The organism is Hoyosella sp. YIM 151337 (assembly GCF_026041215.1).
In the GTDB taxonomy this organism is placed as follows: domain Bacteria; phylum Actinomycetota; class Actinomycetes; order Mycobacteriales; family Mycobacteriaceae; genus Hoyosella.
The window spans coordinates 552482-575193 of sequence record NZ_JAPEIQ010000006.1 but is presented as its reverse complement, the minus strand read 5'-3'; the positions used below and the strand labels follow the sequence as shown (position 1 = coordinate 575193).

General features: G+C 61.6%; 22 protein-coding genes. 16 read left to right on the top strand and 6 right to left on the bottom strand.

Translation table 11 applies throughout. The features are described from left to right. Positions 1 to 110: 110 nt before the first annotated feature. The gene (locus ONR57_RS04155; protein WP_374116382.1) at positions 111 to 1322 is read left to right on the top strand and encodes a sensor histidine kinase; all 1212 of its coding nucleotides are present in this window, start codon (positions 111 to 113) and stop codon (positions 1320 to 1322) included. Next, a complete protein-coding gene (locus tag ONR57_RS04150; RefSeq protein WP_265121643.1) occupies positions 1319 to 1969 on the top strand; it encodes a response regulator transcription factor in 651 nt (216 codons plus the stop codon). The genes ONR57_RS04155 and ONR57_RS04150 overlap by 4 nt, the downstream gene beginning before the upstream one ends. Here the strand turns inward: ONR57_RS04150 and ONR57_RS04145 are convergent. Beyond that, complete coding sequence (locus ONR57_RS04145; RefSeq protein WP_265121642.1) at positions 1966 to 3234, bottom strand: serine/threonine-protein kinase; 1269 nt, start codon at positions 3232 to 3234, stop codon at positions 1966 to 1968. The two genes, ONR57_RS04150 and ONR57_RS04145, sit on opposite strands and share 4 nt — an antisense overlap. 269 nt (positions 3235 to 3503) lie before the next feature. Here ONR57_RS04145 and ONR57_RS04140 point away from each other — a divergent pair, with 269 nt between their 5' ends. Continuing rightward, complete coding sequence (locus ONR57_RS04140) at positions 3504 to 4271, top strand: hypothetical protein (protein ID WP_265121641.1); 768 nt, start codon at positions 3504 to 3506, stop codon at positions 4269 to 4271. Further along, on the top strand, positions 4268 to 5827 hold the full coding sequence (locus ONR57_RS04135) for a DNA polymerase Y family protein (RefSeq protein ID WP_265121640.1): 1560 nt from the start codon (positions 4268 to 4270) through the stop codon (positions 5825 to 5827). Before ONR57_RS04140 ends, ONR57_RS04135 begins: the two co-directional genes overlap by 4 nt. A 295-nt stretch (positions 5828 to 6122) precedes the next feature. On the opposite strand, the gene ONR57_RS04130 is transcribed toward ONR57_RS04135, so the two are convergent. Together ONR57_RS04130 and ONR57_RS04125 are read right to left on the bottom strand one after the other, a co-directional pair. Then, positions 6123 to 6971, bottom strand: coding sequence for an alpha/beta fold hydrolase (locus ONR57_RS04130; protein WP_265121639.1), 849 nt, complete (start codon positions 6969 to 6971; stop codon positions 6123 to 6125). 58 nt (positions 6972 to 7029) lie between these two features. Next, entirely contained in the window at positions 7030 to 7452 is a 423-nt protein-coding gene (locus ONR57_RS04125; protein ID WP_265121638.1) for an Hsp20/alpha crystallin family protein, read from the bottom strand. Between the two features lie 114 nt (positions 7453 to 7566). On the opposite strand from ONR57_RS04125, the gene ONR57_RS04120 reads away from it, so the two are divergent. From ONR57_RS04120 to ONR57_RS04110, 3 genes are all read left to right on the top strand, one after another. Then, positions 7567 to 7875: a MerR family transcriptional regulator gene (locus ONR57_RS04120; protein WP_374116381.1), complete on the top strand. Its 309-nt coding sequence runs from the start codon at positions 7567 to 7569 to the stop codon at positions 7873 to 7875. Between the two features lie 129 nt (positions 7876 to 8004). Further along, complete coding sequence (locus ONR57_RS04115) at positions 8005 to 11280, top strand: error-prone DNA polymerase (protein ID WP_265121636.1); 3276 nt, start codon at positions 8005 to 8007, stop codon at positions 11278 to 11280. Positions 11281 to 11331: 51 nt separating this feature from the next. Further along, the gene (locus tag ONR57_RS04110) at positions 11332 to 12555 is read left to right on the top strand and encodes a hypothetical protein (RefSeq protein ID WP_265121635.1); all 1224 of its coding nucleotides are present in this window, start codon (positions 11332 to 11334) and stop codon (positions 12553 to 12555) included. Here ONR57_RS04110 and ONR57_RS04105 read toward each other — a convergent pair. Beyond that, positions 12552 to 13007, bottom strand: coding sequence for a nitroreductase/quinone reductase family protein (locus ONR57_RS04105; protein ID WP_265121634.1), 456 nt, complete (start codon positions 13005 to 13007; stop codon positions 12552 to 12554). The two genes, ONR57_RS04110 and ONR57_RS04105, sit on opposite strands and share 4 nt — an antisense overlap. Continuing rightward, on the bottom strand, positions 13004 to 13609 hold the full coding sequence (locus tag ONR57_RS04100) for a PadR family transcriptional regulator (protein ID WP_265121633.1): 606 nt from the start codon (positions 13607 to 13609) through the stop codon (positions 13004 to 13006). Before ONR57_RS04100 ends, ONR57_RS04105 begins: the two co-directional genes overlap by 4 nt. Positions 13610 to 13920: 311 nt before the next feature. On the opposite strand from ONR57_RS04100, the gene ONR57_RS04095 reads away from it, so the two are divergent. The 5 genes from ONR57_RS04095 (at position 13921) to ONR57_RS04075 (ending at position 18469) form a co-directional block, all read left to right on the top strand. Continuing rightward, positions 13921 to 14769: an alpha/beta fold hydrolase gene (locus ONR57_RS04095; protein ID WP_265121632.1), complete on the top strand. Its 849-nt coding sequence runs from the start codon at positions 13921 to 13923 to the stop codon at positions 14767 to 14769. Between the two features lie 84 nt (positions 14770 to 14853). After that, positions 14854 to 15840, top strand: coding sequence for an adenylate/guanylate cyclase domain-containing protein (locus ONR57_RS04090; protein WP_265121787.1), 987 nt, complete (start codon positions 14854 to 14856; stop codon positions 15838 to 15840). Then, entirely contained in the window at positions 15837 to 16778 is a 942-nt protein-coding gene (locus ONR57_RS04085; protein ID WP_265121631.1) for an aldo/keto reductase family oxidoreductase, read from the top strand. Before ONR57_RS04090 ends, ONR57_RS04085 begins: the two co-directional genes overlap by 4 nt. Positions 16779 to 16800: 22 nt before the next feature. Continuing rightward, the gene (locus ONR57_RS04080; protein WP_265121630.1) at positions 16801 to 17652 is read left to right on the top strand and encodes an alpha/beta fold hydrolase; all 852 of its coding nucleotides are present in this window, start codon (positions 16801 to 16803) and stop codon (positions 17650 to 17652) included. Positions 17653 to 17665: 13 nt separating this feature from the next. Beyond that, positions 17666 to 18469 (top strand): crotonase/enoyl-CoA hydratase family protein, encoded by an 804-nt coding sequence (locus tag ONR57_RS04075; RefSeq protein WP_265121629.1) that lies wholly within the window; start codon positions 17666 to 17668, stop codon positions 18467 to 18469. On the opposite strand, the gene ONR57_RS04070 is transcribed toward ONR57_RS04075, so the two are convergent. Beyond that, on the bottom strand, positions 18466 to 19179 hold the full coding sequence (locus ONR57_RS04070) for a TetR/AcrR family transcriptional regulator (protein ID WP_265121628.1): 714 nt from the start codon (positions 19177 to 19179) through the stop codon (positions 18466 to 18468). The two genes, ONR57_RS04075 and ONR57_RS04070, sit on opposite strands and share 4 nt — an antisense overlap. A 110-nt stretch (positions 19180 to 19289) precedes the next feature. Between ONR57_RS04070 and ONR57_RS04065 the strand changes: the two genes are divergently transcribed. From ONR57_RS04065 to ONR57_RS04050, 4 genes are read left to right on the top strand one after another with little or no spacing between them, the layout of a single operon-like run. Next, a complete protein-coding gene (locus tag ONR57_RS04065; RefSeq protein ID WP_265121627.1) occupies positions 19290 to 20483 on the top strand; it encodes a lipid-transfer protein in 1194 nt (397 codons plus the stop codon). Between the two features lie 38 nt (positions 20484 to 20521). Beyond that, complete coding sequence (locus tag ONR57_RS04060) at positions 20522 to 20953, top strand: SRPBCC family protein (RefSeq protein WP_265121626.1); 432 nt, start codon at positions 20522 to 20524, stop codon at positions 20951 to 20953. A gap of 6 nt (positions 20954 to 20959) precedes the next feature. Beyond that, a complete protein-coding gene (locus ONR57_RS04055) occupies positions 20960 to 21817 on the top strand; it encodes a MaoC/PaaZ C-terminal domain-containing protein (protein ID WP_265121625.1) in 858 nt (285 codons plus the stop codon). 20 nt (positions 21818 to 21837) lie between these two features. Next, positions 21838 to 22707 carry an SDR family oxidoreductase gene (locus ONR57_RS04050; RefSeq protein WP_265121624.1) on the top strand — a complete coding sequence of 290 codons (870 nt, stop codon included), beginning with the start codon at positions 21838 to 21840 and terminating at the stop codon, positions 22705 to 22707. Positions 22708 to 22712 lie beyond the last annotated feature (5 nt).

Genomic DNA, 22712 nt, shown 5'->3' with positions numbered 1-22712 from the left:
ATTCCCTGATCTTCCACCGATCTCGCTGCTGGGGAGCGGATTACCCTGAGATTTGTGTTCAGGGTAGAGCCCTGATGCTGCAGCACCAACAATCGTGTCAGGATCGAAGCGTGAACCCTGCCCTGCGCTCAGACGCCGTAGCACCGGCGATGCACCGCCGCGTCCGGGGGCGCGTCGTCGGCGGTGTCGCGGGCGGCGTCGCTGACCATCTCGGTGTCGACGAGCAGAGGGTCCGATTGGCCTTCGTGCTGCTTGCTGCTGCCGCAGGAATCGGCGTAGTTGCCTATGGCTTGCTGTGGATTCTGACACCCCCCGGATCCGATACCGAACCGCTTGCGCCGGAGGTTCGGCGGCAGGCGATTGGTCTCGCGACGATCGGCGGCGCGGTGGCAGTCGCGTTCAGTCTGCTGTCAAGCGGAGCGCTCGGGGCAGTGCTTGTTCCGGTGCTCGTAGCGATAGCCGGCGCCGCACTGGTGTGGCGCGAATTCGATGTGGGTGCGCCGCGGTCAATGCTGGGACTGTCGCAGCGTCCGACTGCACTGACCTGGGTGCGGGTGATCGGCGGCGTCACCCTGGTGGTACTTGGCCTCTCAGTGATTTGGCTCGATCAGGTTGATTTCGGCGCGCTGCGCTCGTCCCTCATGGCGGTGCTCGTTACCCTTGCGGGGGTCGCGGTCCTGACGATTCCGCTATGGCTGCGCATGTGGCGGGCGCTCAACGAAGAGCGTGCAGCGCGCATCCGTACCGAAGAGCGTGATGAAATCGCTTCGCACCTGCATGATTCCGTCTTGCAAACACTTGCGCTGATCCAGAAACGCTCCGAGCGTCCTGCGGAAGTTCAGCGGTTGGCCCGCATGCAGGAGCGTGAGTTGCGCAGGTGGCTTTTCAGCGCAGAATCCGAAAGCCCCGAGAGCCTTGCTGCCGCACTGAAGTCGCTCGCGGGTGAGGTCGAGGATCAGTATGGCGTGACAATACAGCCGGTGACTGTTGGCGACGTGCGGATCAGCGATTCGCCCGCAAATACCGCATTGCTGGGCGCGGTGCGAGAAGCACTGGTGAACGCGGCGAAACACTCAGGGGAGTCCAATGTGGACCTCTTTGCAGAGGTGGAACCAGAGAAGGTCAGTGTGTTCGTGCGTGACCGGGGAAAGGGTTTCGATCCGGATGCGGTGCCAGCGGATCGGCAGGGCCTGGCGAAATCGGTCCGGCAGCGGATGGAGCGCCGCGGTGGTTCGGTAGACATCCGAACAGGACTCGGGAAAGGTACTGAGGTGCGGATCTACCTCGACCGTGACGATACTGAGCCGGAGGAGGAGAAGTGACCGATCGAACGTATCGGGTTTTTCTCGTCGACGACCACGCAGTCTTCCGGTCGGGAGTCAGGGCGGAACTGGCTACTGAGCGTGACTTGGAAATCGTCGGCGAGGCCGGGACCGTTGCTGACGCGGTCAGCGGCATCCGCCAATCCAAACCAGATGTCGTGCTGCTTGATGTCCACATGCCACACGGGGGTGGTGTGAGCGTGTTAAGGGAAGTCGATGGCGGGCCGGTTTTTCTCGCGCTGAGCGTCTCGGATGCGGCGGAGGACGTCATCGCCGTCATTCGGGCCGGGGCTCGGGGTTACGTGACTAAGACGATTTCCGGGCCGGAACTCGCCGACGCGGTACGCCGAGTCGCGGGCGGGGACGCGGTGTTCAGTCCGCGTCTGGCAGGGTTCGTGCTCGACTCGTTTACCGGTAAATCGCCCGTTCCTGAGCCGCCCCTCGATCCGGAACTGGACTCACTCACGCCCCGGGAACTCGAGGTGTTGCGGCTGCTCGCGCGTGGGTACACGTATCGGGAAATCGCGGAAGAGCTCTTCATCTCCATCAAGACGGTGGAGACTCACGCGTCAAATGTGTTGAGGAAGACCCAGCAGTCGAATCGCAACGCGCTGACCCGCTGGGCCCACCGGAGACATATCAGTTAGATCTGGCTTACGATCATCCCGACGATCAGCGCGGCGCCCAGTCCCAGGCCGAGCAGCAACAGCGCAACGATGAGCGAAAGCCTGTTGGTGCTCATGATTTCGGCGAGTTCGCCCTCTCCGTACTCGGAGTAACGGACTGGCTCAGGTTCGGGGTCGACGACGATCGGCCGCGGCTTGAATCGTGGTGCAGAAGGTGCTGGCAGTGAGCTTTCGGGGGTGCTGGTGCCCGCCCAGAGCGCCGCACTTTGCGGTGCGCTTGGCGGCGTTGCGGCGCTGGGCAATGTCGTACTGAGCGGACTGCGCAATACGCTACGGTCCGTGCGGGCGCCAGCAGCAGTGCGCTTTTGCCAGAAGGGGATTTCACCGGGCGGAATCTGCAGTGGCGCGGAAAGAACGAACGAAGCTGTCCCATCGCTGCCGGCTGCGATTGATGCCAGCGCATTGCGTGCTTCGAGAACGCTTGGCCGGGAGCAAGGATCGGTCTCAAGCATCCGCATGATGATGGTGGCGAATTCGTCGCGCACTGGCAGCGGCCGCACCTGCCCGCTGATTGTGTGGTTGAGTTGCGCGATCGGGTCGGTGGCGGGACCGAACGGCGACATGCCTGCGACTGCCGCGTATAGGGTCGCGCCTAGCGAAAAGACGTCACTGGCCGCGGTTGCTTGCTCGCCACGTGCCACTTCGGGGGCCAGGTAGCCTGGTGTCCCGATGACATTGAGGTGGGCGAACTGTACATCTGCTGGCTGAGCCAAGCCGAAGCCAGTGAGCTTCACACGCCCGGGATTGCGGCCGTTGGTGATGAGAATGTTGCCGGGGCTGACGTCGCGGTGCAGCAGTCCGGTGTCGTGGGCAGCTGCTAGTGCATTCGCGACTTGAGCGCCGATCTGCGCGGCGAGCATCGATGTGAGCCGAGTGCGCAGCGCCAGTGCGTGGGCCAGACCGATGGAGGGCACGTATTCCATGACCATCCAGGGGTCGTCGCCGTCGAGTGCGACGTCATAGAGGTCAACAATATTGTCGTGGGCTAGTCGTGCGACGGCACTGCCTTCACGCAGTGCGCGGCTGCGGGCTTCGGCGATGGCGGCCTTGGGAAGCCCTGGTGTTGCGATGGCCGGTTTGACGACGACATCGCGATCAAGGATTTGATCCTTCGCAAGCCATGGTGCGGCGCTGCCGGTGCTTCCGATTCTGGAACGCAGCCGATAGCGGCTTGCCACCAAGTAGCCGGATCCAGCTGCGCGGCGCGCTTGTTCCAGGTTCGTCATTCTCCAGAATGTAGTGGTGAGGTAGGGTTTCGCGACAGCGAGCAGGGGCAACTGTGATCAGGGCAGTGCGAAGTTGTAATGCAGTTGATGCGCTGAGCCCCTTCTTTTGTGACCTGTTACTCACTAGCCGATCAACGCCACTCGCAATTGTCAGACCCCTGAGGTTTACTAGAACTATCGAACTTGTGTTCGATAGTGAGGTTGCGCCTTCCCCGCGCCCACGCACCATTTGAGTCCAGGGGAGAGGTATGTCCTTTTGCTCGCAGAATTTGGCGACGCTGCCGCGGCAGGAGCAGATAGAGCAGCTGCGCCGCAGGATGGCGGCTGTACCTGGCCGGGTGGGCGCAGTAGCTCCGCAGTCACTGGCAGCGGCACAAGCTCCAGAGGCCACTCCGGAGCTTGCGCCGCGGACGGGCGGATTGCCTGTCCCGGGGCCTTTCGAGGAGCTCTTTCCTGGCCGGTTCCTCGCGAAAGGCTCGGTGGTGGGCTTAACGGGATCTCGGTTCGCGGTGCTAGGGTTTATCGCTTCGGTCACGGCAGCGGATGGGCATGTAGCGGTAGTGGGGCTGCCGGAGCTGAGTTTGTTAGCGGTCGCGGAGATGGGGGGTGATCTCCGCCGGGTCGCGGTGATCCCCGATCCTGGACCGGATCCTGTGGAAGTCGCGGCAGTGTTGCTCGACGGGGTCGATTTGGTGGTTCTTGGGCTGTGTGGTGTGCAGGTGTCGTATACGCGGGCGCGTGCTGTCACTGCTCGCGTGCGCAGCAAAAATGCTGTGCTCGCGATCGTGGACGGCCAGTGGCCAAATCCGGAGGTAGCGCTGGAAAGCCAGATATGCGGCTATCGCGGATTGGGGCGCGGGCATGGCCGGATACGGGGTCTCAGTCTGGCTGTGCAGGCAAGCGGCCGTTCGTTTCAGCAGCGGCGCTCGACGATGCGGCTGACGTGCATGGCGGGCCGAGTCCGATGGGAGGCGGAGGAAACAATAACCGCTCCCGTTTCGTTCCCGGATGCCTCTGCTCTTGGGGTGGGGTCATGACGGATCATGATGTCCGGGTACTAGCGTTGTGGTGTCCCGATTGGCCTGCTGTGGCGGCGGCCGCGGAGGCGGATGTGCCGCCGGATCAGCCGATTGCGGTGATGCTCAGTAATCGAGTGCGGGCGTGTTCGGCGACGGCGCGCAGACAGGGTGTGCGCCGTGGTATCCGGCGGCGAGAGGCACAAGCTCGTTGTCCGCACTTGCACGTCGTTACCGCGGATGAAGGTCGTGATAATCGCCGATTCGAGCCAGTCGCTGCCGCCGTGGACGCAATTGTTCCTGGCACTGAGATTGTCCGGGCTGGCTTGCTGGTGCTGCCCGCACGGGGCGTATCGAGATACCTCGGTGGAGAGGAAGCGGCAGCGGAGAAGCTCATCGATGCTGTCGCGGCAGTAGGTGTGGAGTGTCAGGCGGGAATCGCGGACCAGATTTTCACTGCAGTACTTGCTGCCAGGCGTGGGCAGATCGTCCTGCCCGGTGGTGACGCAGCGTATCTCTCTTCGCTGCCTATCGGCGAGTTAACGGTGGAACCGGGGTTCATCGCTGGTGAGGAACTTGCTGGGTTGTTGCACCGGCTTGGAATACGCACGATCGGCCAGTTCGCGGCCATCGAACCGCGTTACGTGGCATCCAGGTTCGGTACGGATGCGATTCTGGCGCACCGGCGTGCTCGCGGTGAGCCTGATCGTCCGCCGTCGGGTCGTGCGCTTCCTCCTGATCTTGACGTTGCCCAACGATGTGATCCGCCGGTTGAACGAGTCGATATGGCAGCGTTCGCGGGTCGAGCGCTTGCCCTGCAACTACACGAGAAGCTGGCTTCTGCGAATGTCGCCTGCATGCGCTTGCGGGTACATGCGATTACGGGGAACGGTGAGGAGCACGCGCGCGTGTGGCGCTGCGCTGAGCCGTTGACGCCTGAAGGGACAGCGGACCGGATCAGGTGGCAGCTTGACGGCTGGCTTACCGGTCACCATGGCAGTGCGCCGACGGCAGGAATTACTCAGTTGCGGCTCGAACCCGTGGAAGTTGTCAGTTCAGGTGCGCTGCAACTGGGTTTATGGGGCGGCGTGGGTGAGGGCGAGGAGCGGGCCCGGCGTGCATTGATCCGGGTGCAAGGGCTCCTCGGTGGTGATGCAGTGCGGGTGGGCGTCCCTAGTGGGGGGCGAAGTCCCGCGGAGCGGGTAACGCTAGTGGCGCTCGGTGATGAACAAATTCCACACGCTGACCCAGACGCGCCGTGGCCAGGTGTGCTGCCTGAACCGGCACCGTCGGTGGTATTCACCCCCTGCCTGGAGGTCCAAGTGCTTGACGAAACACGTCACACAGTCCGTGTCACAGGAAGGGGGTTACTTGCGTCCGAACCCAGAATCATCGAGTGGGGGAGGCAATGGTCACCCGTCGTGGCGTGGGCGGGGCCGTGGTGCACGGACGAAAATTGGTGGGACGCCGCTTCCGCTGACCGAGTAGCCCGCCTGGAAATCCTCACAGAAGACGGCAGTGCGCTACTCGTCAAGTGCACCGCAGGCGAATGGAAACTCGAAGGCCGCTGGGAGTGAGGTCAGATCAAGGGAAGTAGCTGGGGATCAACTCAAGGATCTGAAGCACTGCACCAAAGTTCTGCCAGACGAGGTCGCGGACGATCGCATCAATCTGATCGATCGGAGGCAACATGTGAAGACCTTTCTGATCGGATGTAACTGAACACCAGTATGGGGAATTACTGCCCACATGTCTTCTGATCAAACGACACGATGACCCGACTATGGCCGTTATGTGCCGTATGTACTACCTGTGATAGCAAATGTCTCATATGGTGGACACTCTCCGCTCGTTACGCCCTCCGTTTCGGGATCACTCACTCGCGTCGGTGGCGCGTTCGATGATGATGCGCGCGAACGCGTCCGGCGCCTCTTCGGGGATCCAGTGCCCAACGTTATCCAGGACCTCAAGCTTGTAGGGAGCTGAAACGTAGTCGGCAGTAAGCTCCGCTCCTTTGCGGCCGATTGCCGGATCGGCCCGTCCCCACACATGGGTGGTCGGGACATCGATGCGTTTCGCAGCACCGTTCTGTCCAGTGAAGGCCATCGCACGGAACCAGTTGAGCCCGCCAGTGAGTGCCCCATCGGCAACGATTTCACTGCGGAAAGCTTCTATCTGTGCCGGGGTCATGCCGGACTTGCGCAATGCGATTTCGATTGCTGCAGGGAACTGCGTCATAGTGATCTCGGGAATGATCGGAGCCTGAAAAAGCAGAACATACGATGAACGTGCGAGTTGATCGCTGCGCAGCATCGACGCGGCGAAAGCGCCGGGGTGAGGCGCCGATGCGGTTGTCAGCGTGCTGACACGTTCAGCGTGCTGAGAGGCCAGCGTCCATGCCACAAGAGCCCCCCAGTTGTGCCCGACAAGATGCACTCTTTCGGAGCCGATCGCCTCGACGAGGGCGATGACATCTGCGACGAGTTCGCCCATGCGGTAGGCCATGCGGCCTCTTGGGCGCGCGCCTTTCGAATAACCTCGCTGGTCAGGCGCGTAGGTGCGGTAGCCGTGAAGATTGAGCTGATCCATCACGGCTACCCAGCACGAGCTGCGTTGCGGGAAGCCATGCAGGAGTACGACCGGGTCGCCATCCGCCGGTCCCGTATCCAGTACGTCGAAAGTGAAGCCCGCATGCGTGTACTGGTGTAACCGCTCCGTCATCCTTTCGACTCTAGGTGGCTCACCCGCGAGGAGGGGCGGGTTGAGCCACCTAGGTTTGTCATGCGTCGATCGCTTGCTTATCCGACGCTGGGCCACTGACTTGGATCTTGCGTGGTTTGGCTCGCTCGGCAACAGGAAGCGATACGCGAAGGACACCATTCTCATAGCTGGCTTCTATCGCGTGAGTATCGAGGTTGTCGCCGAGGAAGAGTTGCCGACTGAAAACCCCGCGAGGACGCTCGGCAGCGAGCATTTCCCGTCCGTCTTCGCGGTCGGGCCGTTCGGCGTGCACCGTCAGCACGTTGCGTTCGATGTCGAGGTCGAGTGAGTCCTTGTCAATGCCTGGAAGGTCGAACTCAACGACAAACTTGTCACCTTCGCGCCAGGCATCCATCGGCATGACGGCAGGCCGGGCAGGTGTGCCGAGGACTTGCTGTGCCAGGCGGTCAAGTTCTCGGAATGGATCGGTACGCATGAGCATCTTTTCCACCTCCTTATTGGTGAGACTTGCTAGAGAAAACCTTATGGCATCTCTTATAGTTTTTTTAGCACTACGGTGGTGCTTGCACAAGAGTCTTTCGCGGAATGAGGAGGAATGATGGCTGACGGCCCCCTTGGCTCCGCGCGCGGTGTATACGCGATATCGGTTGCCGCAGAACTATCAGGCGTCGGGGTGCAGATGCTGCGCCATTATGAGCGCCTTGGCCTGTTGTCGCCGCAGCGCACCGCTGGGGGTACGCGGCGCTACAGCGAAGACGACCTCGCGGTGCTCTCGCGCATCGGTGAACTCGTTTCCGGCGGGGTAAACCTGGCGGGTGTAGCGCAGATCCTCGCGCTTGAGGAGCGCAACCGCGAACTCACCGCTGAGATTGCCCGCCTGCGGCGCAGTCGGCTTCAGCGATAGCGGGCAAATCACTTCCTTCAATCGAACATGTGTTCTATAGTGATGGTGTCAGGGTGACTTCCCCGCCCTGCAGTGAAGTGGTGGCAAGGCGAGCCTGCGCCTGGCCTCAGTCGAAGGGGGAAGTCTGCCGTGAGCTGGTTCAACGGACCGCCAACTTGGGCGGAACTCGAACGCATCCTGTCGAGCCGTCCCGCACCAATCCGTAAAGAGGAGCCTGGGAACGGAAATGACAGCCCTGCTTGGACGCGGAAGCGGACGGCGTACGAGCCTCCTGTGTTACCCCGCACAGCGCGGAGTACTCCATACGCGGAGTTGCATGCGCACACGGCTTTCAGCTTTCTGGACGGTGCCTCGATGCCAGAAGAGATGGCTGAACACGCGGCCAGGCTCGGACTGAAAGCCCTCGCCATCACCGACCATGATGGGCTTTACGGAGTGGTGCGGTTTGCGGAAGCTGCCCAGGAACTCCAAATCGGTACAGTTTTCGGTGCAGAATTGGGCCTCGACGCCATCAATCCGCGCACGGGAGAACCTGATCCGGACGGCACCCACCTGCTCGTGCTCGCTCAAGGCCAGGAAGGATATCGGAGGCTATCTCGCCAGCTTGCTGAAGCGCACCTTGCTGGCGGAGAGAAAGGCAAGCCGCGGTATGACATCGATCGGCTTACCGATGCGGCCCAAGGGCACTGGCAAATTCTGACCGGATGCAGGAAAGGCCATGTGCGAAAAGCGCTTGCGCATGGCGGGCCAGAATCCGCTGAGCATGCGTTGCGCCAGCTCATCGATCGTTTCGGCACTGTAGCTCTAGAACTCACAAGAACAGGTCTGCCCGATGACGATGAGCGCAATGACCTCCTTTACGAGCTAGCGCAGAAATATCGTCTGCCCGCTGTAGCGACAACTGCTGCCCACTTTGCGCGGCCGGATAGGTCTCGACTGGCTGCAGCGATGGCGGCGGTCCGGGCCCGGCGCAGCCTTGACGAGGTAAACGGCTGGCTGCCGCCAGCAGCACACGGCTTCCTCCGTTCTGGGGAAGAAATGGCGCACCTTTTCGCGCGTTACCCGGGGGTGGTTCAGACCGCCGCTGATATTGGTGCGCAGTGCAGCTTTGATTTGCGCTTGATCGCCCCGCAACTGCCTCCATTCGGCGTACCGAAAGGGCATACAGAGGACAGCTGGCTGCGCGAGATCACCATGCGGGGCGCCCGTGAACGGTACGGCGCGGCGCACCCGAAAGCCCATGCGCAGATCGAACACGAGCTGCGCATCATCAAGCAGCTGGGTTTCCCGGGCTATTTCCTGGTTGTGCATGACATTGTGTCGTTCTGTAAACGCAACAACATCCTGTGCCAGGGCCGGGGGTCAGCAGCAAACTCCGCCGTGTGTTATGCGATCGGCATCACCAATGTCGACGCAGTCGCGAATGGGCTGCTGTTTGAACGTTTCCTTGCACCGGAGCGTGACGGCCCACCCGATATCGACCTGGATATCGAGTCTGACCGGCGGGAGGAAGCGATTCAGTACGTCTATCAGAAATATGGGCGTACGCATGCCGCTCAGGTCGCGAATGTCATCACTTACCGGGGCCGCTCCGCGGTGCGTGATATGGCGCGTGCGCTGGGCTTTTCCCAGGGGCAGCAGGATGCGTGGAGTAAGCGTGTCGACCGGTGGAGTGGCGTACGCAACGACGATGAGGATTGGGGTATCCCCAAACCGGTACTCGATCTCGCCGCGCAGATTGAAGGATTCCCGCGGCACCTCGGAATTCACTCAGGCGGCATGGTTATCTGCGACCGTCCTGTGGCGGACGTATGCCCGGTCGAATGGGCGCGGATGGAGAACCGCAGTGTTCTGCAATGGGACAAGGATGACTGTGCCGCTGTAGGGCTAGTCAAGTTCGATCTTCTCGGACTGGGCATGCTCTCAGCGCTGCACTACGCCATGGACCTTGTGGCGGAACACAAGGGCGTCCAGGTGGATCTCGCCAAAATCGACCTCACCGAAGAAGCGGTATACGAAATGCTGCAGCGCGCCGACTCGGTTGGGGTTTTCCAGGTGGAGTCGCGGGCTCAGATGGCTACGCTGCCGCGGCTCAAACCACGGAATTTCTTCGACCTTGTCGTGGAAGTCGCGCTGATCCGGCCGGGACCCATCCAGGGCGGATCCGTTCACCCCTACATCCGCCGGCGCAACGGGCAAGAACCGGTTACCTACGATCACCCCGCATTGGAGAAGGCATTGAAGAAGACACTGGGAGTGCCGCTGTTCCAGGAACAACTCATGCAAATCGCTGTTGATGTTGCGGGATTCTCGCCCGCTGAAGCAGACCAGTTGCGTCGGGCGATGGGATCCAAGCGTTCACCTGAACGCATGGAACGGTTGAAAGCACGTTTCTACGAAGGTATGCGCGAGAAGCACGGTATTACGGGTGAAGTTGCGGACCGGGTCTACGAAAAGCTCTACGCCTTCGCTAATTTCGGCTTTCCCGAAAGTCACTCGCAGAGTTTCGCTGCGCTCGTCTTCTACTCTTCCTGGTTCAAACTCCACCATCCTGCGGCGTTCTGTGCAGCATTGTTGCGCGCCCAGCCGATGGGCTTCTACTCGCCGCAGTCTCTCGTCGCCGATGCGCGACGGCACGGCGTCACAGTTCATGGGCCAGATGTGAATGCCAGTCTCGCGCACGCGACCCTCGAAAACGAGGGGACGGAGGTGCGTATCGGCCTTGCATCTGTGCGGGGGATCGGCAAAGAGAAAGCCGAAGAAATTGTGCGAGAACGTGAACGCGGCGGCGCATACACTGTGTTGCTTGACCTTGCGGGGCGAGTTGAGCTCACCACTGCACAAATCGAATCACTGGCCACAGCAGGCGCTTTCGAATGCTTTGGGCTTACCCGCCGCGAAGGACTGTGGGCAGCTGGTGCCGCTGCGGAAGAACGCCCAGGCAAACTGCCAGGTATGGGGCCATCGGTGGACGCGCCACCACTGCCGGGTATGAGCTACGCAGAACTCGCCGCAGCTGATGCATGGGCAACGGGTATAACGCCAGACAATTATCCGACAGAATTCGCGCGGCCAGAGCTGAAGCGACTCGGAGTGGTCCCCGCAAATCAGCTATTGAGAGTCCCTGACGGTTCGCGAGTGCTCGTCGGTGGAGCCGTGACACACCGACAGCGGCCAGCAACAGCAGCGGGAGTTACCTTTATCAACCTTGAAGACGAAACAGGGATGGTCAATGTGGTGTGCTCGGTCGGTTTATGGAAGCGCTACCGCGTCCTGGCGCATACCGCCCCAGCTCTTTTGGTGCGCGGCAAAATTCAGAACGCCGAAGGTGTTGTAACCGTGGTAGCCGACCGGCTCGAGCAACTGGAGCTCCGGGTGAAAGCGAAATCGAGAGACTTTCATTGAGCAGACCTTTCATGATCGCGCGATCCGCTCCCAGCCGATAGCGTCGGGAACATGCGCACCGTTATGTCTCGAGTGGCGGCTTGGCTCGCCGGGCTGCTTGCGGTAGTCCTTCTCGTGCAACGTGAATGGACGCCGAATGGCCTCATGGCCGACCGGTGGTTCGCCCTTCCGCACCAGTCGCTGTACGTCGCAGGCGTATTGGCGCTGCTCAGTGGTGTTGCGGCGGCGCACTTGCTATCAGGAGTTGATCTCTGGGTGCGGGCGGCAACGGTCACTGGTTCCGCGATCGCACTCATGCTCGCGCAAGTGTTGCTGAGCCCCGGGGTCATTTTCGGCGGGATTTTAGTTGGAGTGTTTCTTGCGGCTGTGCTGTCCGCGCGGCCGGGCGATGCCGGGCACAGCGTCGCCGTGATCGCCGGTGTGGTTACGGGCTATGTGGCGATGGCGGTTGCACATCTCGATCTTGCGACTCCGCGCCGGTACGCCGACTACATCGTGCAGTCAGAGCCGGTGCTAGGGCTGCTCGGAGCGCTGGGTCTGGTGACACTCATTGTCGCGGCGCTCGCACGGCGAACCCCAGGCGACCGCCGCATCGTTGTAGGTGCCGTGATTCTCGCGGCAACCGGACTTTTGCTCGTCGCGATACCGCTCCCCGGCAACACTGCTGTAAGCATCGCCCGGGTGGCAATCGCAGCGGTTGTCACCGCCCTTGTCGCGCTGTGGCTTGGCGGCCGCGGGGGTATCTTCCTCATCGTCTGCATGGTCGTTGCCGGGGCGGCGTTCCCGGTGCTTCAGAGCGGGCTCAACGTTGAGGTGGCTGGCGCCGCTGTTGTCGCCGTCTGCGTGCTCGTGGGTGTTGTGGCTGGACTTAGATTGGCGCATCCGCTCGCAAGCATTGCAGCGCCACTGCTCGTGGCCGCAGCCGCGCTCCTAGGCGCTCAATTCCAGCAAATCTATTTTCTCTTCGCGATCGCAGCGGCTGCGGGGTACGCCATCACCGCAGCATTTCCACGTGGGAAGAACCTGACTATGTATGCAATCCTCGGGGTTGGCTCACTGTTCGCTGGGCCGGTCGCTGCGGTGTCGTATGCGCAGATGGCCGTGGAATTTGGCTGGACAGCATACGCGCCACCAGGTACGCCGTATCTATCGCACGTGCAATTCTCGTATTTCGGCGCTTCGCAACCCGTCGTAGTCGCCGTGGTCTGCGTCGTGGCAGCGTCTAGTATCGCGACAACGTGGTGGTTAACGCGTCGATTAGTTTTAGACAGCTAGCGCGCATCCTCCACCAGGAACACTGGACAACGCTCGGCTGCAGCGGCGAACGAGTCAGGTTCGGGACTTTCGACGACCCCGGTGCGCACGAAGAATTGCACGCCGTGCGGGACTTCGCGGGGGAACGCTCGAAGGATCGGCCCACGCGCGTGAAGCGGTACCTCGGTCAATCGGACGGCACGGCGTTTCCTCCCTCGCGAAAGCACGCCTTCGCCCTGTGCACGCACGTTCTTCACCCAGTCTGCCCGGTCGAAACCCGCAACGATGTAGCGGCTTCCGTCGACGGTGAGCGGCGAGACAGGCGTCGACTTGATAGCTCCAGACTTGCGGCCCCGTACGGAAAGGACGTGCATGGTGCCGACGGATATGCCGAGTCGCTGTAAGGCAATGACGACGCGATTCACCGGCTTGAGTCTTCGCCGCAGCCGGTCGATTTGGTGAGCGTCTCTCATAGCGTTTGCTCCTTTGTGTGTGCTTCATGCCATCGGAGGGCAGAGAGGGGCCAGGGAAGTGCGCCGGATTCGATGTCGTAGGCGACACCATAGAGCCACCTGATCTCGCACTCACGCATGCACTGCGCATACTCGCTTTCGAGAGTGACGGCGCGTGGAAGAGGGCTGCGGCCTGCCGCCAGTTCGCTTTCGGTCTGTGCAGCGAGGATCGCGGCGCGCGCCCGTAGTGATTGGGCAGCAGTCGGGGGCGGCAGGACGAGAATGTGTGCCAGTGCGGCGGGAAATCGGGGGAACTCGTTGCCAGGTTCCTTCAAGAACTCCTCGACGAGTTCGCGGAGCTTCCTTTCACCGTCTGGAGTTATTGAATAGACGGTTCGCTCTGGCCGTGCACCTTGCTGCCCTGTTTCAGTTGGCGCAACCAGTCCAGCCTTCTCCAGCCGGGCGATGGCGTCATATAAGGACCCGCCCCGCATGCGAACCACATCGTCTACGCGCCGTTCGCGAAGGGTAGCGGTCATGTCATAGGGATGGCGCGAGCGTTCAGCGAGCAGTGACAGAACAGCAACGGTGAGCGGTGTATCGAGCGCGCGGAAGCCAGCCACATGCCTAGAGTAATTAGTCGAACTCGATTAGTCGAGTTCGACTAATTAGGAGAGTGGTGGAGGTACGAAGGGAACCGGTCCACTGCAAGGCAGGAGTATCAGCGGGCCAACTTCGCAGAGCGCCCAGGCAATGAACTGGCCGAGTTGAAACGCCTGCTCACCTGTGTAAGGAAAGAACATTGCCGCACTCCCATTCCCGGTAGACGCTTCGGTGTTCGGATTGCCCGATAGTAGCGCCAGAGCCGGCGCTGGGAGTCTGAATCCGTGCCCGAAGTGAGTAATCAGTGTGAGTCAAGTAGAGTCCCGTCACTATGAATCGCACCGACACGATTTCTCCTCAGCCTGTCACTTTTTACGGGCATGGTGGACTGCGCCTTGCGGGCGACGAGTGGGGTCGCGACACGGGGTACAAGATCGTCCTTCTTCTGCACGGTGGCGGGCAAACCAGGCATTCGTGGAAAGAGACAGGTGAGCGTCTCGCGGCGCGCGGATTCCGGGTGGTAGCTCTCGATGCCCGCGGGCACGGCGAGAGCGAATGGGCAGATGCAGGCGGTTACAGCCTCGAACTGTTCGCTGCCGACGTTGTTGCAGTAGTCAAACAACTCGGTGAGCCCGTCTCCATCGTCGGTGCCAGCCTGGGTGGGCTCACGGGAATTCTTGCGGCCCATCAACTTGATGAGGCGGTGCGCAAACTCATCCTGGTCGACATCGTTCCGAAGATGGAGATGCAGGGTGGCGTTCGCATCAGGGAGTTCATGCGTCGCCACCTCGATGGCTTCTCTCATCTCGAAGACGCGGCGGATGCGATCTCGGAGTACCTGCCGCACCGCAAACGTCCCACGAACCTCGACGGTTTGCGCCGCAACCTGCGCCTGCGCGACGACGGCCGCTGGTACTGGCATTGGGATCCCAAGTTCATCGACGACCCGGCTGAGCATCTCACCGAATTGGCGGAGCGGCTTGAATCGATCGCCGCAAATCTCGGAATTCCGATCCTCGTTGTGCGGGGCGGACTTTCAGACGTCGTGAGTCGCCGAAGTGTGCACAGCTTCCTTGATGCCGTCCCGTCGGCACAGTTTGTTGAACTCGACAGCGCTGCGCACACCGCGCCGGGTGACGACAACGATGCGTTCACGTCGGTGGTAGTCGAATTCGTCTGAGGCGGTGACCCGGCGTGTAATGGCCACCAAGCTACTGACCATTACACTGCTAAAGACGGGTCCGAGACTTGGACGGTGGAAGACATGAACGATGGCGTGCCACCCGACAGTGGACAGGAAATGGCGCGCCGCCTGCTGGGTGCGACACCGGTCATGACGCTATCTGAAGCAGCTGAAGCTGCCGGCGTGACGCACGATCGCGCGCTGCGGTACTGGCGCGCGCTGGGCTTGACTGATCCGGTCGGCGACGAGCGTGTCTTCACTGACGAGGACGTGCGTGGCTTCGGAGTGTTGGCAAAACTCGAGGCTGACGTCGATCCTGAGGGAGAAATCGGAGCTGCGCTGCTGCGTGCGCTCGGGCACCACATGTCCCGCCTCGCGAGCTGGCACGTCATGGCTATGGAAGAGCGGGCCCAGCGCGCTGCGGTATCGAGCGCGGACACCTCATCTGATGTCGTCCGCACAGGTGTCTCGTACATTCTTGACCACGTCGACGATATCGACGATCTTGTCCGCTATTCGTGGCGTCGGCAACTGACCGAAATCGCGGCCTGGCGGCTTGGGCGTGACACAGAAAATGCGCAGAAGCTGATGCTGTCGGTGGGCTTCGCGGACATGGTTTCGTTTACGTCGCTGGTGCGGACACTAGCTCCGGACGAGCTCGCCCGACTGGTGACCCGATTCGAGCTAATCGCGATGGACGTGGTGCTCCGCCGGCGCGGGCGCGTGATCAAGCTCGTCGGTGATGCCGTGCTCTTTGTCGCGGATACGCCGCTGCAGGGTGCTGCCATAGCGTGTGAGCTGAGTGCAGCATTGTCGGAACGGAACCAGCTGCCGGCAGTCCGGGTCGGAATGGCGACGGGGGAGGTCGTCTCGCGGCTTGGCGATATTTTCGGGCAGCCAGTCAATGTGGCGAGCCGACTGACCGAGCAAGCCCCGCCGGGTGCGGTGCTTGTCGATGCGACGACAGCGTCCGCCGTCGAAAAAGAGTATGAAACCGAGCCGTGTGAGGTGCGAAAGATCCGTGGTGTCGGGCTTGTTGCGCCCAGCATTCTGAAAGGGGAGGCGTGACGCTCTTTGGACGGCCGTTGTACGGATGCATGGGGTTGGGTGGCGAGTGGGCCGCAGAAAAGTACGGGGCACGTGAAGTCGCACAGGCAGAGGCAGCAATCGAGACAGCTCTCGACGTTGGTATCACCGAATTCGACCACGCCGATATCTATCGTGGCGGCAAATCGGAAGCTGTTTTCGGCGAAGTCCTCGCGGGTGCCCCGGGTTTACGTGAGCAGATCCGCATCCAGACTAAGTGCGGAATCAGGCTTCCCGGAGGGCTGAGTAAAGGACTGTACGACTTGCGCGGGCAGCATATCGTCCAGAGCGTGGAGGGCAGTCTCGAGCGACTGCGGACAAACGTTATTGACACCCTGCTACTGCACCGGCCAGATCCGCTTGCCGATCCCGACGACATCAGTGAGGCATTCACGTCGCTCCACAAACAAGGCTTGGTGCGGGCCTTCGGTGTATCCAACATGGATGCACCGCAGATCGCATACCTGCAGAGCTGCCTGGACGTACCGCTCGTTGTGAACCAGCTTGAAATGAGTCTGTTCCGGCGGGACTGGATTGAGCTTGGGGTCCTGGTCAATACCGCTGATGCGACTCAAATCGGGTTTCCGCACGGGACGATTGAGTACTGTCGCATGCATGATGTGCGGCTGCAGGCGTGGGCCTCGCTGGCGCAGGGCCGGTACAGCGGCAGGCAACAGACGAATACGGAGATCGCGACCGCGGAACTAGTCCGGACGCTGGCACATACAAAGCACACCACACCGGAAACAATTCTGCTGTGGTGGCTGCAGCGGCATCCAGCCCGGATTGCTCCAGTCATCGGTACCGCCCAGCCGGACCGCATTCGTGCCTGCCGGGACGCGGTGGTGAGCGAACCCCAGCTCACTCACGAGGAGTGGTACGACCTATGGATTACGGCTCGCGGTGCGCCCCTGCCGTAGAGTCCTGGAACGGAGGGCGCAGATGAGTAGTGAACCGGAGTGGTTCCGCGCCGCGGTCGCGGCACCAGTCGATGTTGGATATACCGTGAGCGACGGTGTGAACGTCGCTTACCGGGCGTGGGGCCCGGTCGGCGCGGCTAGCGTAGTGCTCATTCACGGTGTCGCCGCCAATGCCAGCTGGTGGGACCACATCGGGCCCCAGCTTGCCCGCAATCGCCGGGTGGTAGCAGTGAGTCTCAGCGGGCACGGCGATAGCGAGCATCGTCGCACGTACAGTTACGAGCAGTGGGCGCGAGACGTTTTCGCTGTCGTCAATGAGCTCCATCTCCGCAGTCCAGTACTTGTCGCGCACAGTATGGGCGGACGCGTTGCATACGAACTCGCAACTACCGTAACTTCGTTTGGCGGCGTTGTCTTCGTGGATTCAGGTTTTGCGCGTCCGCCGTCGGAGGCACATAAGACGGGCTTCGCCGAGATGGCGCTGGGCAGCGGCAAGGTCTACCCGGATCAACGGAAAGCGGCCGCAGCCTTCCAGCCGATTGGCACCATCGAACCGATCGCCCCGTATCTGCGGCGGCATGTAGGGCTGCGGTCCGTTCGCAGGGGCCCGCGGGGGTGGACGTGGAAGTTCGATCCGGGCGTTTTCACGGCGCTGACGCGGCCCCAGGCCGTTGACCGCGCACTGCTGTCACCTGCGGCCTTGCTGCGCGCAAGCCGACGGTCGGTGATAAACGAGGAAACGCTGCGGGCAGCTGAAACGCTGCTCGGGCCAGACGCGGTATTCGCAGTAGTCGAGAGCGGCCATCACGTGATGTTCGATGCACCGCTTGAATTGGTGGGGCACATAGAAGCGTTGCTTGCCAAATGGTCGTGAAGAAAGGTGCTGCATGTCGAATGACGTGGTACTCGTAACGCGGGAAAACCACATCGTCACGTGGACGCTCAACTTGCCGGATCAGCGCAACCCGATCTCAGATCAGGCTGTGGTAGACCGGCTGACCGAACTCATCTGGGAGGCGAACCGCGACATGGACGTACGCGTTGCGATTCTCACCGGTGCGGGGAAGGGTTTTTCGTCCGGCGGGAATATCAAGCACATGGCGGACCGGCAGGGAATCTTCGGGGGTGCCCCACATCAGCAGCGCAACGGGTACCGCAACGGGATTCAGCGGATCCCGCTGGCCCTATACCATTGCGAAATCCCCGTGATCGCAGCTGTTAATGGTGCTGCGATCGGCGCGGGCTGTGACCTCGCACTGATGTGTGACATGCGGATTGCCGCCGACACTGCAGTGTTCGCTGAGAGTTTCATCAAGCTCGGAATCATCCCCGGGGATGGTGGGGCGTGGCTGCTGCCGCGAGCAGTGGGCAATGCGCGTGCCGCCGAGATGGCATTTACCGGCGATGCAATCGATGCGCAGACTGCCCTTGAGTGGGGACTCGTCTCAAAGGTCGTACCAGGGGCGGCACTCATGGGCGAGGCGCACGCACTTGCGCGGCGAGTCGCCGCAAACCCGCCACATGCGCTTCGCATGACGAAAAAGTTGCTGCGTGAAGGGCAGAAGCTCGGACTTGAAAGTCTGCTCGAACTTTCCGCCGCGATGCAGCCGCTCGCGCACCACACTAGCGACCACGTCGAGGCGGTCGAGGCGTTCATGGAGAAGCGCGCACCGCATTTCACCGGCGACTAGGCGCTCTCCGCGAGGTCCTTCAGCGCCTGTGAAACCGGAATGTCGGGTGGAATCGAGATCCCGACTTCTTCCATATTCGAGCTGATCAGCTGCCAGATCCACTGGGTCAGGAGTGTTTCGAGGCGTTGTGCGCTCAGGTCCTTGCCTTTGCTGCGCCGCCACCGATTGACCGCTGAGTCAACGAGGCCTACTAGAGCAAAGGCGAGGGGCTCTGCGATGTCAGTTTCGCGGCCCGCCGCGGTGAGCACCATGGTGAAGATTTCGCGGGCCTGCAGCGCCATCGTGGTTTTCGCTCCCGTGGCGACGTCGGGCCCGCGGGTGCCGTCCCGGGAGGAGCGGCGTCCCACGAACTGGTGCAGGTTTGGGTGATCTTTCGTCCACCCGATGTAGGTATGGACGGCACGCCGGATGAGCGACTGTGCCGTGTCCTCAATGGTGAAAGTAGGTGTGACACCGCTGAGCACGTCATCGGCGATGTGGGAGCGAATCTGGAAGTCGAGGTCCGCGCGGTCCCGGAAAAACCGGTAGATCACTGCGCGTGTCACCCCAGCGTGTTTGGCGATATCACTGACTCCCACGTCAGGGCCGATTTCTTCGATTGCGGAGACGGCCCCGTCGAGGATGCTTCTGCGCCGGTGCTCTTTGTGGGCTTCCCATCGGACGGCGCGCCGGTCCTGGGGTGCCCGGCTCTGGACTGCTTTCTGCGACACGAATATGAGAATAATCGGCCAGTCTACTTGTGTGAGACATATTGCATCACCTACATTACTGATACACCGCGTCCCACCAAGTTGGGCGCCGATGATCAGGAGTTCGTGCAATGACGCAGAACAGGGTGTTCGTCATCGGAGTGGGGATGACGAAATTCGAAAAGCCAGGCGCCGTCGAGTGGGACTACCCCGATATGGCTCGCACCGCTGGTGTAAATGCGCTGGACGACGCAGGCATCGCCTACAACGAAATCGAACAGGCCTACGCGGGGTATGTCTACGGTGAGTCGACATCGGGCCAGCGTGCGATTTACGAACTGGGCATGACCGGTGTGCCGATCGTCAACGTCAACAACAACTGTTCCACCGGCTCCGCAGCGTTGTTCCTTGCAGCGCAAGCCATCCGCGGCGGGAGTGCGGACTGCGCGCTCGCCCTCGGATTCGAGAAGATGCAGCCGGGTTCGCTCGGGTCGACCTTTGACGACCGCGAGCAGCCGATGATGCGCCACCTTATGGCCCTTGCTGAACTACAGGAATTCGCAATGCCGCCGGCGCCCTACATGTTCGGCGCGGCCGGGCGTGAACACATGGACAAATACGGAACCACGGCTGAGCAGTTCGCCAAGATTGGCGTCAAAAACCACCGGCATTCGCAAAACAACCCCTACGCACAGTTCCGTGACGCGTACAGCCTCGACGAGGTACTGAACGCTAAAGAGATCTACGCGCCGCTGACGAAGCTGCAATGCTCGCCAACCTCCGACGGGGCGGGGGCGGCAATTCTCGCCAGCGAACGGTTTGTTGACGAGCACGGGCTCAGTGGCCGTGCGGTGGAAATCGTCGGACAGGCGATGGTCACCGACCTTGCCTCCACGTTCTCGGCGAACAGCGCGATCACACTCGTCGGGGCCGACATGACCAAGACGGCAGCGCGCAAGGTCTACGACCAAGCTGGGATCGGGCCAGACGACGTCGACGTCATCGAGTTGCATGACTGCTTCTCCACCAACGAACTCATTACCTACGAAGCGCTCGGTCTGTGCGCCGAAGGGGACGGCGGAAAGCTCGTCGATAACGACGACACCACCTACGGCGGTCGCTGGGTCGTCAATCCCTCGGGCGGGCTGATCTCGAAAGGGCACCCGCTCGGTGCGACCGGCCTCGCGCAGTGTGCCGAACTCACCTGGCAACTCCGTGGAACGGCAGAAAAACGCCAAGTCACCGGAGCGAAGACCGCACTCCAGCACAACATTGGCCTCGGCGGGGCGGTAGTCGTCACCGCATACCAGCCTGCCGATCGCTGACCACAGACCTATCGAGCCCAACCCTTAAGGAGCAAACCATGGCATCAGTGTCCGTATCCAAAGTCATCCCTGTCCCGCCGGAGAAGGGCTGGGAGGCTCTCCTCGACCTCTCGCGCTGGGATGAATGGCTGAAGATGCACGTCAAGTGGAAGAGTGAACTCCCCGAAAAGCCCGGCAAAGGTACACAGATCACTCAGGTTATTTCAGTGATGGGCATGGCCAACAAGATCGAGTGGACGGTGGAGGAGTTCGAAGAAGTCGACCGTGTCCGCATCACCGGCACCGGAATGGCGGGGGTCAAGGTGGACATCTCCTTTGGCGTCGAGCCTGACGGTGACGGAACGCGCGCCACTATCGACGCTTCTTTCAACGGCACCATGATCGTCGGGCCTATCGGCAAAGCGGTGGCGAAGCACGCGCAGGCGGATCTTGACGAGTCGATCGAGAAGTTCAGCGCACTGGTGGCGTGACCAGCGATGACGGCCACCTCACAGGCTCAGCCGGTTACGTTCGACACATCGGGACTCGGTCAGTGGACTGAGACCGAACACTTCGACGTAACGGCTGAGCGCATCGCCGAATACGCCGCCGCCACTAACGATCCGATCAGCGCGCATCGTAATGGTGAGGTTGCGCCACCGGTATTCGCGGTGGTGCCGGTGTTTATGTCGATGGCGCCGGCGGCGCTTTCCGTTGCGCCAGTCGAGTTACTCATGAAACTCGTCCATGGAGAGCAGGATTTTCACTTCCATCGCCCCATTCGCCCGGGGGATCGACTCGAAGTCCGTGCGAAGCCAATCGGATTCACTGGACGCGATAACGGATCAACAGTCGTGATCTACGCGGAAACGAAGACTGATGCAGGCGATCTCGTCAACGAGCAGTGGCTCACCGCGTTCTTCCGGAAGGTCGACGCGGGACCGGCTGAGGGTGAGTCCGCCCCCGCCCATCGCTTCGATGAGTCATTGCGGAATGCCGCGCCAGCTGCGATCGTCCGTCAGCACATTGACGACGACCAGACTTTCCGGTATTCCCCGGCTTCTGGTGACCCGATGCCGATTCATCTTGACGATGAAATCGCCCGCATGTCAGGTCTTCCCGGAATTATCAACCACGGCCTGTGCACCCTCGCGTTCACATCATGGGCAGCGCTGACCGAACTCGGCCAGACAGCGCAGCTGCGACGTCTGGCGGTGCGGTTTGCGAAACCTGTCCTGCCGGGACAAGACATTGTCACGTCCTTCTATCAGTCGCCAAGCGGCTCATACGCATTCGAGACGACAGCGGACGACGGCGCACTAGTGCTGAAAGACGGCCTGGTCGATTTCGCCTGATCTAAAGGAGTTCAATAAGCATGGGATCTCTCGATGGTCGCGTCGCGATCATTACGGGTGCTGGACGCGGCATCGGCCGCGAACATGCCCTCCTGTTCGCCCGTGAAGGCGCGCACGTGGTCGTCAATGATCTCGGCGGCGCGAATGACGGCAGCGGCAGCGACACCGGCCCCGCACAGCAAGTTGCAGACGAAATAATCGCAGCCGGCGGCACCGCGATCGCGAACACCGACAACGTGGCGACCTGGGATGGCGCGGCCGCAATGGTGCAACAGGCGGTCGATGAGTTCGGCCGACTCGACATCCTCGTCAATAACGCCGGAATTCTGCGCGACGCCTATCTCGCCAGTATGGAAGAGAGCCAGTGGGATGCAGTGATCTCAGTGCACCTCAAGGGGCATGCAGCGCCGCTACGGCACGCTGCAGCGTATTGGAAAGAACAGACGAAGGCCGGCGCAGAGGTCAACGCTTCGGTCATCAACACCGCGTCCGCGTCCGGGACGTTTATGCCCAACGCGGGTCAGAGCAACTACGGCGCCGCCAAGGCGGGGATCGCCGCGCTGACTCTCGTCGCCGCTGACGAACTCGAACGCTTTGGCGTGCGTGTCAATGCGATCGCGCCAATCGCCCGAACACGCTTGACCCTCGCGACACCGGGAATGGGGGCAATCTTCGCCGCCGAGGTGCCGGAAGGTGAATTCGACGCATTCAGTCCATCCAACATTTCACCGCTCGTCGCCCGTCTGGCCAGCCCGGAATGCAAGCTCACCGGCAAGGTCTTCGCAGTTCAGGGCGGCGCGATCACCGAACTCCATGGATGGTCCGGTGGCGAGACTATTGAAACCGATGGTCCTTGGCGCATCAGCGACCTCGCTGAGCGGCTCGGGTAGGGGAC

Bases quoted from the DNA above. Each gene is read 5' to 3' on its own strand.
- ONR57_RS04145 (WP_265121642.1), bottom strand. From the start codon at position 3,234: ATGACGAACCTGGAACAAGCGCGCCGCGCAGCTGGATCCGGCTACTTG.
- ONR57_RS04135 (WP_265121640.1), top strand. From the start codon at position 4,268: ATGACGGATCATGATGTCCGGGTACTAGCGTTGTGGTGTCCCGATTGG.
- ONR57_RS04130 (WP_265121639.1), bottom strand. From the start codon at position 6,971: ATGACGGAGCGGTTACACCAGTACACGCATGCGGGCTTCACTTTCGAC.
- ONR57_RS04125 (WP_265121638.1), bottom strand. From the start codon at position 7,452: ATGCTCATGCGTACCGATCCATTCCGAGAACTTGACCGCCTGGCACAG.
- ONR57_RS04120 (WP_374116381.1), top strand. From the start codon at position 7,567: ATGATGGCTGACGGCCCCCTTGGCTCCGCGCGCGGTGTATACGCGATA.
- ONR57_RS04110 (WP_265121635.1), top strand. From the start codon at position 11,332: ATGCGCACCGTTATGTCTCGAGTGGCGGCTTGGCTCGCCGGGCTGCTT.
- ONR57_RS04105 (WP_265121634.1), bottom strand. From the start codon at position 13,007: ATGAGAGACGCTCACCAAATCGACCGGCTGCGGCGAAGACTCAAGCCG.
- ONR57_RS04095 (WP_265121632.1), top strand. From the start codon at position 13,921: ATGAATCGCACCGACACGATTTCTCCTCAGCCTGTCACTTTTTACGGG.
- ONR57_RS04090 (WP_265121787.1), top strand. From the start codon at position 14,854: ATGAACGATGGCGTGCCACCCGACAGTGGACAGGAAATGGCGCGCCGC.
- ONR57_RS04080 (WP_265121630.1), top strand. From the start codon at position 16,801: ATGAGTAGTGAACCGGAGTGGTTCCGCGCCGCGGTCGCGGCACCAGTC.
- ONR57_RS04075 (WP_265121629.1), top strand. From the start codon at position 17,666: ATGTCGAATGACGTGGTACTCGTAACGCGGGAAAACCACATCGTCACG.
- ONR57_RS04065 (WP_265121627.1), top strand. From the start codon at position 19,290: ATGACGCAGAACAGGGTGTTCGTCATCGGAGTGGGGATGACGAAATTC.
- ONR57_RS04060 (WP_265121626.1), top strand. From the start codon at position 20,522: ATGGCATCAGTGTCCGTATCCAAAGTCATCCCTGTCCCGCCGGAGAAG.
- ONR57_RS04055 (WP_265121625.1), top strand. From the start codon at position 20,960: ATGACGGCCACCTCACAGGCTCAGCCGGTTACGTTCGACACATCGGGA.
- ONR57_RS04050 (WP_265121624.1), top strand. From the start codon at position 21,838: ATGGGATCTCTCGATGGTCGCGTCGCGATCATTACGGGTGCTGGACGC.